The organism is Actinokineospora sp., from assembly GCF_052390155.1.
Taxonomy (GTDB): Bacteria; Actinomycetota; Actinomycetes; order Mycobacteriales; family Pseudonocardiaceae; genus Actinokineospora.
In genome coordinates this window covers 1-14,080 of the sequence record NZ_JBQTHF010000117.1, presented here as the reverse complement: position 1 = coordinate 14,080, position 14,080 = coordinate 1, and the positions used below count along the sequence as shown (strand labels likewise).

The window sequence follows — 14,080 nt, the reverse complement described above, 5'->3', positions numbered from 1 at the left end:
GGGGCCGGTACCGGCGGCCCCCCCGGCGGGGGCCGGCCCCCCCCCCACCGGCCCGGGCCCGGGCGGGGGGGGGCCCCGCATGCGGGGGCCCCCCCGCGGCCGTTGGACCTACTTGGACGAGTCGTGCTTCTCGATTTCCGTCGAGCCGGACTCCAGTTCCGCCGGGGTGTCGTGCCCGTTGTGCTGTGCCGCGCGGGCGCGGGCCAGCGCGACGGTCTCCTCCGGCGGGTCCGGGGTGAGCCAGGAGCCCTGCACCGGGGCACCCGCAGAGCCGAGCTTGTTCATCTTCTTCGGCACAGGCGCGCCCTGGTACTCCAGCGCGTGCGGGTGGCCGTGGTCGTCGACCGGCCCCAGCGGCTGGTGGACCTCGATGAACTCGCCGTGCGGCAGGCGCCGGATGATGCCGGTCTCCACGCCGTGCTCCAGCACCTCGCGGTCCGCGCGCTGCAGGCCGATGCAGATGCGGTAGGTGATGAAGTACGCGATCGGCGGCAGCACCAGCAGCCCGATGCGGCCCATCCAGGTCGTCGCGTTCAGCGAGATGAAGAACTTCTCCGCCAGCACGTCGTTCGCGGCCGAGAGCAGCGACACCATGAAGTAGGTGATCGCCATCATGCCGAGGCTGGTGCGGACCGGGACGTCGCGCGGGCGTTGCAGCAGGTTGTGGTGGGCGTAGTCCTTGGTGAACTTCCGCTCGATCCACGGATACACCGCCGCGATACCGCCGAGCAGCGGCAAGCCCATCATGAACGGGAAGAACGCCGCCGGGACGGTGTAGTCCCCGAGGTAGATCTCCCACGCGGGCCAGAGCCGGATCAGGCCGTCCGTCCAGCCCATGTACCAGTCGGGCACGGTGCCCGCCGAGATGTGCGCGGCGTTGAACGGGCCGAAGTTCCAGATCGGGTTGATCTGGAACAGGCCGCCCAGCGCGGCGGTGACCCCGACGACGACGGCCATGAACGCGCCGCCCTTGATCGCGAACACCGGCATGATGCGCACGCCGACGACGTTGGTCTCCTTGCGCCGCACGCCGGGGAACTGGGTGTGCTTCTGGTACCAGACCAGCGCCAAGTGCACGCCGATGAGCGCCAGGATGATGCCGGGGAGCAGCAGGATGTGCACGGTGTAGAGCCGCGGCACGATGTCCTCGCCGGGGAACTCGCTGCCGAAGAGCAGCCAGTGCACCCAGGTGCCGAGCACCGGGATCGACAGGATCAACCCGGACATGATCCGCAGGCCCGCGCCGGAGAGCAGGTCGTCGGGCAACGAGTAGCCCGCGAAGCCCTCGAACGCGCCGAGCAGGAACAGCACCACGCCGATGACCCAGTTGATCTCCCGCGGCTTGCGGAACGCGCCGGTGAAGAACACGCGGAACATGTGCGTGACGATGGCCGCCATGAACAGCAGCGCCGCCCAGTGGTGCATCTGCCGGGCGAACAGGCCGCCGCGCACGTCGAAGGTCAGGTTCAGGGTGGACTCGAACGCCCGCGACATCTCCAGCCCGCGCAGGTTGACGAACGATCCCTGGTAGACGACCTCCTGCATCGAGGGGTCGAAGAACAGCGCCAGGTAGGTGCCCGTCAGCAGCAGGACGATGAAGCTGTAGAGCGCGATCTCGCCGAGCAGGAACGACCAGTGCGTGGGGAAGACCTTGTTGAGCTGGCGCCGCATGCCGCCCGCGAAGTGGTAGCGCTCGTCAGCCCACTTCGCGGCGCCGCCCGCCGCGCGGGACGCGGCGGTGTTCGGCTTGGTGGGAGTTGTGATTGCGCTCATGACCTACGCTCCCAGAATGCCGGCCCGACCGGTTCGATGAAATCGCTCCTGGCGTAAAAGTATCCGGTTTCCTCGTCGACCGCGATCGGCAACTGGGCCAGCTTGCGCGTCGCCGGGCCGAAAATCGGCTTGGCGTACTGCAAAGCGTCGAACTGTGATTGGTGACACGGGCACAGGATGCGGTTGGTGCGCTGCTCGTAGAGCGAGGTCGGGCAGCCGAGGTGGCTGCAAATCTTCGTGTAGGCGTAGTAGTCGCCGTAGTTGAAGTCCTCTTGCCCCTGGGCCTTGACGACCTGGGCGGCGTCGGCCGGGCGCATGCGGATCAGCATGACCGGGTTGTCCGAGCGCTTGAGCGCCTTGGACAGCGCCTCGTGGTCGTCCTCGGACTTGCGGAACGGGAACACCGTCTCGATCGAGCCCGTGTCCAGGTCGTTCGGGCTGACCAGCACGACCTCGTGCGGATTGCCGGTCGCGCGGCGCAGGAACGTGCGCTCGCCGGTGGGCGACATCCAGCCCGTGTGCCACAGCGAGTCTTTCGACTCGGTCTGCGCCCACGGGTCGCGGACCAGGCCGCCGAGGGCGAACACGCCGACGCCCAGGCCCATGGCGCCCGCGCCGAGACCGGCGGTGCGCTTGATCAGCGAGCGTCGGGCGATGGTGCTGCGGTTACCGGCGTCGGCCAGCTCGGCGAGGATCGTCTGCTTGTCCACCTCGGACGAGCCGCCGTCGTGGCGCTGCTGGACGGCGACCTCGTGCGGGACGAACTTCTTGGTGTAGAGCAGCGCGCCGATCCCGACGCCCAGCACCGACAGGCCGAGCGTGGCGCCCAGCATCGGGGTGAACAGCGAGTACATGAGGTAGCCCTCGGTGTTCGGCGCCACGTAGGCCGACGGCCAGAACAGGAACACCCCGACGAAGCCGAAACCCGCGATGGCGGCGATCAGGAACCAGAGCGCGACCAGGCGTTCGGCCCGCTTCTCCGCGCGGGTGCCCTTGACCGGCCACGGGTCCGGGTACTCGACCAGCTCGACGCCGTCGAGCTTCGCACCGAGCTTGACCAGGTCGTCCCGGGACATCTCGGCCAGTTCGGCGTCGGTGGGCAGCTCCGGCTTGTCGGTGCTCATGCTTTCGCCCCAATCCACAGCGTGATGCCGACCAACGCCGCCATGCCCACGATGAACGCGATCAGGCCCTCGGACTGCGGGCCGAGCCCGCCGAGCCCGTTGCCGCCCGGGTTGTTGTTCCCGTCGGTCACGGACTTGACGTAGGCGATGATGTCCTCCTTCTCCGCCGGGTTGAGCTGGCGGTCGGAGAATTTCGGCATGTTCTGCGGGCCGACCAGCATCGCGGCGTAGATCTCGTCCTCGTTGACCCCGTCCAGCGACGGCGCGAACTTGCCGGAGGACAGCGCCCCGCCGCGGCCGGTGAAGTTGTGGCAGGAGGCGCAGTTGAGCCGGAACAGCTCACCGCCGCGCGCCGGGTTCTCCCCGACGAGATCCTTGCCGGTTTGCTCGGGCCTGGTCGCGCCGCCGCCATTGGACTGGACGAACGCGCTGAGCGCGTCGATCTCCTCCGGGGTCAGCTTCGCGGGCTTGCGCTCGGCCTGGGCCTCCTGCCGGACCGCGGGCATCCGCCCGGTCGCGGTCTGGAAGTACACCGACGCCTCGCCCGCGCCGATCAGGCTGGGCCCGCGGTCGGTGACGCCTTCGAGGTTGGCGCCGTGGCAGCTTATGCAGGTGTTGTTGTAGATCTGCTCACCCTTGCGCAGCGTCGCCGGGTCGCCCTGGGCGTGCGCGACCTGCGGCTGCGGCGCGAACACCGAATAGAGCACGCCGACCGCCATCAGCGCGAAACCGAGGGCCAGCAGCCCGGCGACCCGCCTGCGAAGCTTGGTCCGGCTCCGAAGTTTCTTGATCATTGATCGGCAACCCTTGCTGTCAGTGCGTGCTCGGCGAAGCTGTGGTGGGGAGCGGGCACCTCGTCACGGCACCAGGTAGATGACCGCGAACAGGCCGATCCACACGACGTCGACGAAGTGCCAGTAGTAGGAGACCACGATCGCCGACGTGGCCTGTGCCGGTGTGAACTTGCTCAACCGGGTCCTGATGAGCAGATACACGAACGCGATGAGCCCGCCGATGACGTGCAGGCCGTGGAATCCGGTGGTCAGGAAGAAGACCGTGCCGAAGCCGCCGGACGGGATGGTCACGCCCTCGCGCACGAGCTGGAAGTACTCGTAGGCCTGGCCGCCGACGAAGATCGTGCCCATCAGCAGGGTCAGGAGGTACCACCGGCGCAGGCCGAACACGTCGCCCTTCTCGGCGGCGAACACGCCGAGCTGGCAGGTGAACGACGAGGCCACCAGGATGATCGTGAACGGCAGCGCGAACGGCAGGTTCAGGTGGATCGGCTCGCCACCCGCCTCCAGCGGGGGCGGCCAGCTTCCGGTGGCGTTCTGCGCCTTGACGGTGAAGAACATCGCGAACAGCCCAGCGAAGAACATCAGTTCGCTGGACAACCACACGATCGTGCCGACGCTGACCATGTTCGGCCGGTTCAGCGAGTGAACACGCTGACCAATGGAGGGCGCTGCTGCTGTCACGCGACGCATTATGTCTTGCGGGAAGTGGGCTCGCCCGATCGGGTCCGCAGCGCGTCGCGGGTGCCCCGCGTCACACCCGATGGCACAAAGCCGCAGGCCGGGACCTGGGCATTCGGTGCCGGGACGCCTGGTGAACCCGCGATGGTGAGACCGATAACATCGGGGCTCACGACCTGGCCTAGCCGAAGGACCCCGATGAGCGAGCTTGCGAGCGAATCACTGTCACAGGGCGCCCGCGAGCGGCATCACCGAGCCTGTGAGGCAATGGCATGACCACTCAGCCCTTGAAGATCCTGGTGTTCAGCCACCGGCCCGAGGTGCGCGAGACCATCGTCACAGCGGTCGGCCGCAGGCCCGCCGCCGACATCGGCCGGGTGGCCTACGTCGAGGTCGCCACCATCGCCGAGGTGCTGATGGAGATGGACGGCGGTGAGATCGATCTCGCCATCCTCGACGGCGAGGCGCAGCCGACCGGCGGCATCGGGCTGTGCAGGCAGCTCAAGAACGAGATCGCGGACTGTCCGCCGATCGTGATCGCGGTGCGCCGCAAGGACGACCGGTGGCTGGCCACCTGGTCGCAGGCCGACGCCGTGATCGTGCACCCGCTCGACCCGCTGACCGCCGCCGAAACGGTGGCCGACGTGCTGCGGTCGAAGCGGCTGCCCGTCGTGCGCGGCTGAGCATGGCCGCGCGCACGTGGCCGGGGCTGCTCACGCAGTTGATCGACCGCATCGACCTCGCCGCCGAGGACACCGCCTGGGCGATGAACGAGATCATGTCCGGCACCGCGACGCCCGCCCAGATCGCCGGGTTCGCGGTCGCGCTGCGGGCCAAGGGCGAGACCGCGGCCGAGGTGGCGGGCATGGCCGAGGGCATGCTGTCGCACGCCAAGCGCGTGCACATCGAGGGGCCCGCGGTCGACGTCGTCGGCACCGGCGGTGACCAGGCGCACACGGTGAACATCTCCACGATGAGCGCGCTGGTGGCCGCGGCCGCGGGTGTCCCGGTGGTCAAGCACGGCAACCGGGCGGCGTCCTCGCAATGCGGCACGGCCGACGTCCTGGAGACCCTGGGCGTCGCCATCGAGCTGTCCCCCGGCGCGGTCGCGGCCTGCGTGCGGGAGGTGGGCATCGGGTTCTGCTTCGCGCCCGCGTTCCACCCGGCGCTGCGCTTCGCGGGCCCGCCGCGGCGCGAGCTGGGCATCCCGACGGCGTTCAACGTGCTCGGCCCGCTGACCAACCCGGCCCAGCCCAGCGCGGGTCTGGTCGGCTGCGCCAACGCGCGGATGGCGCCGATCATGGCGCACGTGTTCGCCCTGCGCGGCGCCAGCGTGCTGGTAGTCCGCGGCGACGACAACCTCGATGAGATCACCACGACCACGACGACCACCGTGTGGGCGGTCAGCGACGGCACGGTCCGCGAGGACCGGATCGACCCGGTCCGCCTCGGCGTCTCCCCCGCCGCCCCCGTCGACCTCCAGGGCGGCGACGCCACCTTCAACGCCGAGGTCGTCCGCGAGTTGGTGGCGGGCAAGCCGGGCGCGGTCCGCGACGCGGTCGTGCTGAACGCGGCGGGCGCCATCGCGGCGTTCCGCGGCCTGTCCGACGACCTGCACGCCGACATCGCGGCCGGGCTGGACCAGGCCGCCACCGCCATCGACTCCGGCGCGACGGCCGGCCTGCTGACCGCGTGGATCGCGAAGTCGACCGCCCTGAGCTAGGCGAGCACGCCCGTCAGCCTGCCGGGGTGGTCGCCGAGCACCGGCCCGGCGTCGGTGCCGAGCACCTGCTCCAGCACCGTCGCGTACACGTCGCGGAAGTCGGTGGTGGCCTTGAGGTCGCCGTTGTCGAGGTCGGTGAGGCTGGGCTGCTCGCCGTGGAAGCCGCCCGTGACGCGGGTGCCCAGCAGGAACAGCGGGCCCGCCGTGCCGTGGTCGGTGCCGTCGCTGCCGTTGGCGGCGACCCGGCGGCCGAACTCCGAGTACACCAGCACGACGACGTTGCGACCGCGGTCGGACTTCGCCATCCGCCGGGCGAACGGCCCGAGCGCGCCGTCCAGTTCGCCGAGGAGGCGCTCCTGGGTGACCCGCTCGTCGGCGTGGGTGTCGAAGCCGCCCAGTGACGCGGAGTAGGCGCGGGTGGGCACCCCGGCCTCGACCAGCCCGGCGATGACGTCGAGCTGCGCGCCGAGGGCCCCGGTGCCGCCCGCCGACGCGCCCTTGGTGCGCGTTTCGTCCTCGTCCTGCTCGTCGCTGGACTCCCTGGCGTCGCGCAGCGCCTCGGTGAGCACGTCGGTGGCGCGGTGCAGGTCGGCGATCGACTTGGCCGCCCTGGCGTGCTCGGCGCTCTCCCCGGTCTGCACACCGCCGAGCGCCTGGTACGCCCGGCCGAGTGAGCCGCCGGGCAGCGCCAGCCCGCCGACCGGCAGCGACGCGCCCGCGGTCCGCACCCCGGCCAACACCGGCGGCAACACCGGCTCGACCGACAGCGCGCGCAGTGGGTCGTCGCCGGTCGTGTCCAGCCAGCGGCCGAGCCAGCCGCTGGGCACGCTGGTGTCCGGGGACGCGGTCTGCCAGATCGCCATCGACCGGAAGTGGCTGCGGTCGGGCCTGGGGTAGCCGACGCCGCGCACCACGGCGAGCTTGCGCTCGTCCCACAGGCCCTTGAGCTGCCGCATGCCCGGGTTGAGCCCGAGCCCGTCGCCGAGATCGAGCACCTCGCCCTGGTCGTAGGCCAGTTCGTTGCGGGCGTCCTGGTAGACCCGGTCGCCCGCGGGCACGATGGTGTTCAGGCCGTCGTTGCCGCCGTAGAGGGTGACCAGCACCAGCACCGCCGCGTTGGCGTCGAGCGGGTCGGTCTCGGCCGCCCGCATCAGGTCCGACCAGTCCACCTGGGTGGCGCCGTAGGCCAGCGCGCCCGCGGCGGTGACACCGGAGAGCGTCAGGAACCGACGCCGGGTGATCTTGTCCATGACGGGCTCCTATCCGCTGACGACGTACTCGGGGGCGACGGCCGCGATGGCGACCAGCTTGTCCGGCTCACGGGCGACGGCGTCGAGCGCGCCGCGGGTGCGCGGGCTCCACGCGTCCACGCCGAGCAGTGCCGCCACCCCGTCCGGCCCGCCGGACAGCGACCCGAGGTCCGCCTCGGCCGCGAGCAGCCGCGCGAGGTTCAGCCGGGCCAGTTCGGCCGACGTGGTCAGCCAGCCCGCACCCGCGGGCCAGCCGCCCACACTGGGCGGCAGGAACGGCACCTGGCCCATCCCGCGCAGGCCGCGCAGCAGCCCGGCGCGCTGCTTCTCGGGCAGCGCCGACGGGGTCAGCCGCAGCGCCCGCATCAGGCCGACCGCCCACTCCACCGGCTGTTTGACCATGGTGGTGCCCTCGTCGCGGAACGCGGGCTCGACGGCGATGGCCCGCAGCAGCGCGGTGACGTCGCGGTTCGGGCCGTACGCCGCGACCAGCCGGTCCAGGACGTCCGGCGGGGGCTCCTCGGCGCGCACCAGCCGGAACCACAGCCGCTTCGCGACGAACCTGGGCGCCGACGCCTGCGCGAGCAGGACGTCGACGAACCCGGTCGCGTCGAGGTCGGCGGTCCGCCCCAGCACGGTCTTGGCCTTCGCGTCGTGCTGCCGGGCGACGACGGCCGCGGTGCCTGCGCGCCGGTCCACCTTCCAGCCGGTCAGCGCCCGCGCACCCTCGCGGATGTCGGCCTCGGTGTAGTTGCCGACGCCGAGGACGAACAGCTCCATGAACTCGCGGGCGAGGTTCTCGTTGGCCGCGCCCGCCTTGTTCCGCTGCCCGTCGAGCCAGATGAGCAGCGCCGGATCGGTGACCATCGCCTGGGCCAGCGCGCCGAAGTCGCCCGCACCGAGGCCGCGGAAGGTCTCGTGCTGGGCCTGCATCAGCCGCGTGCTGCGCACCTTCTGGTTGCTGGTGGCGAAGTGGCCGTGCCAGAACCAGGTGAGCCGCTCGGCCGCGGCCCGGTCGGCGGCCACCATCCGGTCGAGCCACCACAGGGTCAACGTCGTCTGCTGGGCCTTGACCTGCTCGATCGCCTTGCGCCGGGCCGCCTTGTCGAGCTTGCCCTCCCCGTACGGGTCGGGCCCGAGGTTCGGCGCGGGCGTCGCCCGGACTCCGGGATCGTCCCCCGGGTCGAGCAGCGCGGCGAGAGTCCGGTCGAACCCGGCTGCGTCGAGCTGCCCCGGTTTCGGGCCGAAGCCGAACCGGTCGATCAGCCGCCGTGCCGCCGCGCGTTCGGAGAGAGGACCCATGTGCCCGAGTCTCGCCGCCCGCCGCGCGCCGCCGCCACCGATCGGAGTTGCCCGAACACAACTCTTACAACCGGGCAGGTGACCGCCCGGGCCTCAGTCCGTGCTGTTGGGGCGGGTGTGGTACTCGAAGACGAGGCCGCCGACGGTGATCAGGATCAGCGCGATCGAGATCACCAGCAGCCAAATCTGCCAGAACGCCATCGCGAAGCCCGCGAGCGCGGCCGACGCGGCCACCGACACCGGCCAGTAGCTGCCCGGGCTGAAGAAACCCAGCTCGCCCGCGCCGTCGCTGATCTCGGCCTCCGGGTTGTCCTCGGGCCGCTGGTCGAGGCGCCTGGCCACGAAGTGGAAGTACGAGCCGACGATCAGCGACAGGCCGCCGGTGAGGATCAGGCCGACCGTCCCCACGGGCTCCTTCGCCCACACCCCGTACACGACGGCGGAGAGAAAGAAGAAGGCGGTGGTGACATCGAAGAGCCTGGCTTCGACCTTCATGCGGTCCTCACATTCACCTGTCGACCCGCTGTACCGAGTTCCTGCACGACACGTTCCCCGTGACTCAGCCGGACGCTTCGCGCGCGGTGCGGTCGGTGTTGAACGGCTTGGTGGTCACCGAGTGCGGGGTGCACAGCTCGCCGCAGTTCATCTGGGTCAGCGCCTCGGCGGCGGTGAAACCCTTGCCCGTGTTCGGGTTCACCTTCGTGCGCAGGCCCATGTACTGGTCGAACAGCTCGGGGGTGATCGCGCGGACCTCGAAGTTCATCATCGAGTGGTAGGTGCCGCACAGCTCGGCGCAGCGGCCGACGAACGAGCCCGTCCGGTCGATGGTGTTCTGGAAGTTCGAGTCCTGGTTGTTCTTGTCCGGGTACGGGAAGACGTCCCGCTTGAACAGGAACTCCGGGATGAAGAAGGCGTGGATGACGTCGGTCGCGCGCAGGTTGTACTGGATGACCCGGTCGGTCGGCAGGACCAGCAGCGGGATCTCCGTCGAGCTGCCGATGGTGCGGACCGTGGTGTCGCCTGGCGACGCGGGGATGTCGAGCGCGCCCCTGGTGTTCTTGTAGGACTTGTAGTCGAACTCCCAGTTCCACTGGAACGCGACCACGTCGACGGTGACGTCGGGCTTGTCGGTCTCGGCCTGGATGTAGTTCTGCGTGGTGGCGGTGAAGTAGAACAGCACCACCACGATGATCACCGGGACACCGGTGTAGATCAGCTCCAGGAAGTGGTTGTACTGGAACTGCTTGGGCAGCTTGTCGCCGCGCTTGCGGTGGGCGATGACCGGCCACAGGATCAGCGCCCAGGTGATCACGCCGACGATGAGCGCCGCGACGACCGACCAGGTCCAGAACTCGCGCATCCGCTCGGCCTGCGGGGTGACGCCCTCCGGCCAGCCGAAGCGCAGCACCTCCTCGGTGGAGCAGCCGCTGGCGGTGAGGACGACCAGCGCGACCAGGCCGGTGACCCTGGCGAGCCGTGCCCCCGGCATGCGGTTCCCCTGCCCGGTGGCCATGGGTGTGCCCACTGCGCGACTCCTCCTCAAGGCGATGACCAACGCTGACTGCGTGCTCCCCGCCGGCCGCGTCACCACCGCTGGGCAGCGGGGATCGGCGCTCGTGCTGAGCAGTGGGGAGCCTAGCCCAGCGACCCGGGCCACACTGCCCGAGGGGTGAGCGGGATGTCGGTCACACCCTGGGGTTCCGACACAGGCAACCAGGACCGGCATACTGACGTCTTCCCGCCAGATAGCCCCGGGTTTCGACACGAGAGGTGCGCGAGAAGCGTGTGCGGTCTGCTTGGCCTGGTCTGCCATTCCGAGATGGACGCCATCGTGGCGCGCACGGCCGTCGGCGCGGCCATGCGCTGCCAGCGCCACCGCGGCCCCGACGAGAGCGGGACCTGGACCGGTGGCGAGGCCGTCTTCGGCTTCAACCGACTCTCGCTGATCGACATCGAGCACTCCCACCAGCCGCTGCCGTGGGGCCCGCCCGAGGCCCCCGCGCGCTACACGCTGCTGTTCAACGGGGAGATATACAACTACCTGGAGCTGCGCGCGGAGCTGACCGAGCGGTTCGGCGCCCGCTTCGCCACCGACGGCGACTCCGAGACGATCGTCGCGGCCTACCACTACCTCGGCGAGGAGGCGGTGTCGCGGCTGCGCGGCATGTTCGCGTTCCTGATCTGGGACGGGCAGAAGCAGACGCTGTTCGGCGCGCGCGACCCGTTCGGCATCAAGCCGCTGTTCTACGCCGTCGGCCCGGGCGGGGTCGCGTTCTCCAGTGAGAAGAAGTCGATCCTGGAGCTGGCCCCCGTGCTGGGGATCAAGCCGGAACTCGACCGCCGCGCGCTGCAGCACTACCTGACCCTGCAGTACGTGCCCGAGCCCGCGTCGCTGCACACCGCGATCCACCGCGTCGAGTCCGGGACGTCGTTCACGCTGACCCCGGGCGAGGAACTGGTGACCAAGCGGTACTGGGTGCCGCGGTTCGACCCGACCCCGGTGCACGGCCCGGCGGACGCGGAGACGCTGTACTCGCGTATCGCCGAGGTGATGAGCGACTCGGTCAGGATGCACATGCGCGCGGACGTCACGGTCGGCTCGTTCCTCTCCGGCGGCATCGACTCCACCGCGATCGCCGCGCTGGCCCGCGAGCACAACCCGGACCTGATCACCTTCACCACCGGTTTCGAGCGGCAGGGATACTCCGAGATCGACGTCGCCGCCGAGTCGGCCGCGGCGATCGGGGTCAAGCACGTGGTCAAGACGGTGTCGGCGCAGGAGATGATGGACGCGCTGCCGCTCATCGTCTGGTACCTGGACGACCCGGTGGCCGACCCGGCGCTGGTGCCGCTGTGGTTCATCGCCCGCGAGGCCCGCAAGCACGTCAAGGTCGTGCTGTCCGGCGAGGGCGCCGACGAGCTGTTCGGCGGCTACACCATCTACCGCGAGCCGATCTCGCTGGCGCCGTTCGAGCGGGTGCCGGGCGCGCTGCGCAAGGTCATGGGCCGGGTCTCCACGAAGATCCCCGAGGGCACCCGCGGCAAGGATCTGCTGCGCCGCGGCGCGCTCAGCCTGGAGCAGCGCTACTACGGCAACGCCCGCATCTTCCGCGACGACCAGTTGCGCGCCGTGCTGCGCACGTTCGACCCGAACGTCGGCCACGCCGACATCACCGCGGGCCCCTACCGCGAGTCCGCGGACTGGGACCCGGTCACCCGGATGCAGCACGTCGACCTCTACACGTGGCTGCGCGGCGACATCCTGGTCAAGGCCGACAAGATGACCATGGCGAACTCGCTGGAGCTGCGGGTGCCGTTCCTGGACCCGGAGGTGTTCCGGGTCGCGGCGCGGGTGCCGCTGGAGCAGAAGATCACCAAGGAGACCACGAAGTACGCCCTGCGCCAGGCGCTGCGCCGGGTCGTGCCCGCGCACGTGCTCAACCGGCGCAAGCTCGGCTTCCCGGTGCCGATCCGGCTTTGGCTGCGCGAGGAGATGTACGACTGGGCCCGCGACATCGTGATGGCCTCCCAGACCGACGCGCTGATCGACAAGAACGCCGTCATGCGGCTGATCGAGGAGCACCGGTCCGGGTCGCTCGACCACAGCAGGCGGATCTGGGCGCTGCTGGTGTTCATGATCTGGCACGGGATCTTCATCGAGAACCGGATCACGCCCGTGGTGCCGGAGCCGCACTACCCGGTCAAGATCTGAGGTTGTCGAAGCCGGTCAGGCCGTGAGCCTGCCGGGTTCGGGGGGCGTGCTGCGGGCGAGCAGGTCGTCGAGGGCCAAGCCGACCGCGCCCGCGATGGCCGCCACGGTGAAGAACGCGGGCGTGGGCACCCGGCCGCGCTCGATCTTGCGCAGCGTCTCCACCGAGATCCCCGCGGCGGCGGCCACCGCCACCATGCTCCGCTCGGCGCGGGCCGCGCGCAGCAGGCCGCCGAGAAGTTCGCCGCGGTCGCGCTCGTCCTGACTCAGTGGGGGTCGCACCATGAGCGTCATAGTAATACCGGTATAGTTATCCCACATGATCGAGCTGAAGACGGACGGCGAACTGGCCGCGATGCGGACGGCCGGGCAGGTGGTGGCTGCCGTGCTGGCCGCGGTCGAGCAGGCCGCCGCCGTGGGTGTGCGGCTGCTGGACCTGGACGAGGTCGCGCGCGGGGTGCTCGCCGGGCGGGGTGCCAAGTCGTCGTTCCTGCACTACCTCCCGGCCTTCGCGCCGACGCCGTTTCCCGCGGTGATCTGCGCGTCGGTCAACGACGCGGTGGTCCACGGCATCCCGGACAACACCCGCCTGGCCGACGGCGACCTGGTGAGCATCGACTTCGGCGCCAACATCGACGGCTGGCACGGCGACGCGGCGGTCTCGTTCGTGGTGGGCGAGCCCCGGTCGGCGGACTTGGCCCTGATCGCCACGGCCCGGCGGGCGCTGGACGCGGCCATCGCAACCATGCTGCCCGGCGAGCGACTCGGCGACATAGCCCATGCGGTAGGCGCGATCGGCCGGGCGGCGGGGTACGGCATCCCCGCGGACTTCGGCGGCCACGGCATCGGCCGCGCCATGCACGAGGCACCCGCCGTGCCGAACGAGGGCACACCGGGGCGCGGTCTGCGGCTGCGGGCGGGCATGGTGCTGGCCATCGAGCCGATGTTCCACGCGGGCGGCCGCGACGACTACCGAATGGCCGGGAACGGCTGGGCGCTGCACACCCTGGACGGCAGCCGAGCCGCCCACGTGGAGCACACGGTGGCCATCACCGACAACGGGCCACGGGTGCTCACACTGCCGTGAGAAGCACCCGGTCAGGTGGGTTTCGACCGACCTGTCTGAGCATGCCCGCCACCAGGCCCACAGCATGAGAGGATCGCACCCATGGCGACGACTTTTGCTGATCTTGAGGCCAGGGTTCGCGGGCTGGAGTCGCGGACGGAACGGGTCGAGGAGGACGTGACGGCGATCATCACGACGGTGATCGAGACCCGTGATGACGTCCGGTGGCTCAAGGCCGCGGTGCAAGCGCTACTGAATCACCAGGGCCTGACCGTCGATCCGCTCGATCAAGACGAGTGACCTTTGAACGCTACCGAGCGGTACCCCTGGGCAGTCGCCGCGATTGTGCCTAACGTCCAGAGGGTGAGCGCAACGGAACCGAACTCGATGGACGAACTGATCGCGGACTGTGCGGCCATCCCGGCCTCGCTGACGGCCGACCCCACGACCCTCCCGCTGCCCCGCGCGGCTGCGCGGTGGGAGGTGGACGACGCGTGTCTGGCGCAGGTCGTCGACCTCGACGAATACGTCTAGCCGGCGGCGGGCGGAGGGGGCCCCCGCAGGGGGTGGGGGGGCCCGCGGGCGCCCCCACACACACTGGGAACCCAGGGCGCACGGGCCCGGGAACCCCCCCGGGGGGGGGGAGGAGGGGGGAACC

At 70.4% G+C, this 14,080-nt stretch carries 15 protein-coding genes; 6 read left to right on the top strand and 9 right to left on the bottom strand.

Annotated features, from left to right (window positions below; translation table 11 throughout):
• Window positions 1-108 precede the first annotated feature (108 nt).
• The 4 genes from qcrB to ctaE all read right to left on the bottom strand — a co-directional run bounded on the left by qcrB (window position 109) and on the right by ctaE (window position 4,384).
• Window positions 109-1,773, bottom strand: coding sequence for a cytochrome bc1 complex cytochrome b subunit (gene qcrB / locus ACT4N7_RS28020; protein WP_444831876.1), 1,665 nt, complete (start codon window positions 1,771-1,773; stop codon window positions 109-111).
• Window positions 1,770-2,897, bottom strand: a complete 1,128-nt coding sequence (gene qcrA, locus ACT4N7_RS28015) for a cytochrome bc1 complex Rieske iron-sulfur subunit (RefSeq protein WP_444831875.1) — start codon at window positions 2,895-2,897, stop codon at window positions 1,770-1,772. The genes qcrB and qcrA overlap by 4 nt, the downstream gene beginning before the upstream one ends.
• On the bottom strand, window positions 2,894-3,691 hold the full coding sequence (gene qcrC, locus ACT4N7_RS28010) for a cytochrome bc1 complex diheme cytochrome c subunit (protein WP_444831874.1): 798 nt from the start codon (window positions 3,689-3,691) through the stop codon (window positions 2,894-2,896). Before qcrC ends, qcrA begins: the two co-directional genes overlap by 4 nt.
• Before the next feature lie 63 nt (window positions 3,692-3,754).
• The gene (ctaE, locus tag ACT4N7_RS28005) at window positions 3,755-4,384 is read right to left on the bottom strand and encodes an aa3-type cytochrome oxidase subunit III (protein WP_444831873.1); all 630 of its coding nucleotides are present in this window, start codon (window positions 4,382-4,384) and stop codon (window positions 3,755-3,757) included.
• 260 nt (window positions 4,385-4,644) lie between these two features.
• Here ctaE and ACT4N7_RS28000 point away from each other — a divergent pair, with 260 nt between their 5' ends.
• A complete protein-coding gene (locus ACT4N7_RS28000; protein ID WP_444831872.1) occupies window positions 4,645-5,055 on the top strand; it encodes a hypothetical protein in 411 nt (136 codons plus the stop codon).
• 2 nt (window positions 5,056-5,057) lie between these two features.
• A complete protein-coding gene (gene trpD, locus ACT4N7_RS27995) occupies window positions 5,058-6,095 on the top strand; it encodes an anthranilate phosphoribosyltransferase (RefSeq protein ID WP_444831871.1) in 1,038 nt (345 codons plus the stop codon).
• Here the strand turns inward: trpD and ACT4N7_RS27990 are convergent.
• The 4 genes from ACT4N7_RS27990 to ctaC all read right to left on the bottom strand — a co-directional run bounded on the left by ACT4N7_RS27990 (window position 6,092) and on the right by ctaC (window position 10,160).
• Window positions 6,092-7,345: a DUF1501 domain-containing protein gene (locus ACT4N7_RS27990; protein WP_444831870.1), complete on the bottom strand. Its 1,254-nt coding sequence runs from the start codon at window positions 7,343-7,345 to the stop codon at window positions 6,092-6,094. The two genes, trpD and ACT4N7_RS27990, sit on opposite strands and share 4 nt — an antisense overlap.
• A gap of 9 nt (window positions 7,346-7,354) precedes the next feature.
• On the bottom strand, window positions 7,355-8,647 hold the full coding sequence (locus ACT4N7_RS27985; RefSeq protein ID WP_444831869.1) for a DUF1800 domain-containing protein: 1,293 nt from the start codon (window positions 8,645-8,647) through the stop codon (window positions 7,355-7,357).
• 93 nt (window positions 8,648-8,740) lie between these two features.
• Window positions 8,741-9,142, bottom strand: coding sequence for a cytochrome c oxidase subunit 4 (locus ACT4N7_RS27980; RefSeq protein ID WP_444831868.1), 402 nt, complete (start codon window positions 9,140-9,142; stop codon window positions 8,741-8,743).
• 64 nt (window positions 9,143-9,206) lie between these two features.
• On the bottom strand, window positions 9,207-10,160 hold the full coding sequence (ctaC, locus tag ACT4N7_RS27975; protein ID WP_444831877.1) for an aa3-type cytochrome oxidase subunit II: 954 nt from the start codon (window positions 10,158-10,160) through the stop codon (window positions 9,207-9,209).
• Window positions 10,161-10,430: 270 nt separating this feature from the next.
• On the opposite strand from ctaC, the gene asnB reads away from it, so the two are divergent.
• The gene (asnB, locus tag ACT4N7_RS27970) at window positions 10,431-12,359 is read left to right on the top strand and encodes an asparagine synthase (glutamine-hydrolyzing) (protein WP_444831867.1); all 1,929 of its coding nucleotides are present in this window, start codon (window positions 10,431-10,433) and stop codon (window positions 12,357-12,359) included.
• 15 nt (window positions 12,360-12,374) lie between these two features.
• On the opposite strand, the gene ACT4N7_RS27965 is transcribed toward asnB, so the two are convergent.
• Entirely contained in the window at window positions 12,375-12,641 is a 267-nt protein-coding gene (locus tag ACT4N7_RS27965) for a helix-turn-helix domain-containing protein (protein WP_444831866.1), read from the bottom strand.
• A 34-nt stretch (window positions 12,642-12,675) separates the two neighbouring features.
• Between ACT4N7_RS27965 and map the strand changes: the two genes are divergently transcribed.
• From map to ACT4N7_RS27950, 3 genes are all read left to right on the top strand, one after another.
• The gene (gene map, locus ACT4N7_RS27960; RefSeq protein ID WP_444831865.1) at window positions 12,676-13,443 is read left to right on the top strand and encodes a type I methionyl aminopeptidase; all 768 of its coding nucleotides are present in this window, start codon (window positions 12,676-12,678) and stop codon (window positions 13,441-13,443) included.
• 81 nt (window positions 13,444-13,524) lie between these two features.
• Window positions 13,525-13,722 carry a hypothetical protein gene (locus tag ACT4N7_RS27955; protein WP_444831864.1) on the top strand — a complete coding sequence of 66 codons (198 nt, stop codon included), beginning with the start codon at window positions 13,525-13,527 and terminating at the stop codon, window positions 13,720-13,722.
• A gap of 63 nt (window positions 13,723-13,785) precedes the next feature.
• Window positions 13,786-13,956 carry a hypothetical protein gene (locus ACT4N7_RS27950; RefSeq protein ID WP_444831863.1) on the top strand — a complete coding sequence of 57 codons (171 nt, stop codon included), beginning with the start codon at window positions 13,786-13,788 and terminating at the stop codon, window positions 13,954-13,956.
• Window positions 13,957-14,080 lie beyond the last annotated feature (124 nt).

Bases quoted from the DNA above. Each gene is read 5' to 3' on its own strand.
- ACT4N7_RS27980 (WP_444831868.1), bottom strand. From the start codon at position 9,142: ATGAAGGTCGAAGCCAGGCTCTTCGATGTCACCACCGCCTTCTTCTTT.
- qcrC (WP_444831874.1), bottom strand. From the start codon at position 3,691: ATGATCAAGAAACTTCGGAGCCGGACCAAGCTTCGCAGGCGGGTCGCC.
- trpD (WP_444831871.1), top strand. From the start codon at position 5,058: ATGGCCGCGCGCACGTGGCCGGGGCTGCTCACGCAGTTGATCGACCGC.
- qcrB (WP_444831876.1), bottom strand. From the start codon at position 1,773: ATGAGCGCAATCACAACTCCCACCAAGCCGAACACCGCCGCGTCCCGC.
- ACT4N7_RS27985 (WP_444831869.1), bottom strand. From the start codon at position 8,647: ATGGGTCCTCTCTCCGAACGCGCGGCGGCACGGCGGCTGATCGACCGG.
- ACT4N7_RS27955 (WP_444831864.1), top strand. From the start codon at position 13,525: ATGGCGACGACTTTTGCTGATCTTGAGGCCAGGGTTCGCGGGCTGGAG.
- qcrA (WP_444831875.1), bottom strand. From the start codon at position 2,897: ATGAGCACCGACAAGCCGGAGCTGCCCACCGACGCCGAACTGGCCGAG.
- ctaE (WP_444831873.1), bottom strand. From the start codon at position 4,384: ATGCGTCGCGTGACAGCAGCAGCGCCCTCCATTGGTCAGCGTGTTCAC.
- ACT4N7_RS27965 (WP_444831866.1), bottom strand. From the start codon at position 12,641: ATGGTGCGACCCCCACTGAGTCAGGACGAGCGCGACCGCGGCGAACTT.
- ACT4N7_RS27990 (WP_444831870.1), bottom strand. From the start codon at position 7,345: ATGGACAAGATCACCCGGCGTCGGTTCCTGACGCTCTCCGGTGTCACC.
- map (WP_444831865.1), top strand. From the start codon at position 12,676: ATGATCGAGCTGAAGACGGACGGCGAACTGGCCGCGATGCGGACGGCC.
- ACT4N7_RS28000 (WP_444831872.1), top strand. From the start codon at position 4,645: ATGACCACTCAGCCCTTGAAGATCCTGGTGTTCAGCCACCGGCCCGAG.
- ctaC (WP_444831877.1), bottom strand. From the start codon at position 10,160: ATGGCCACCGGGCAGGGGAACCGCATGCCGGGGGCACGGCTCGCCAGG.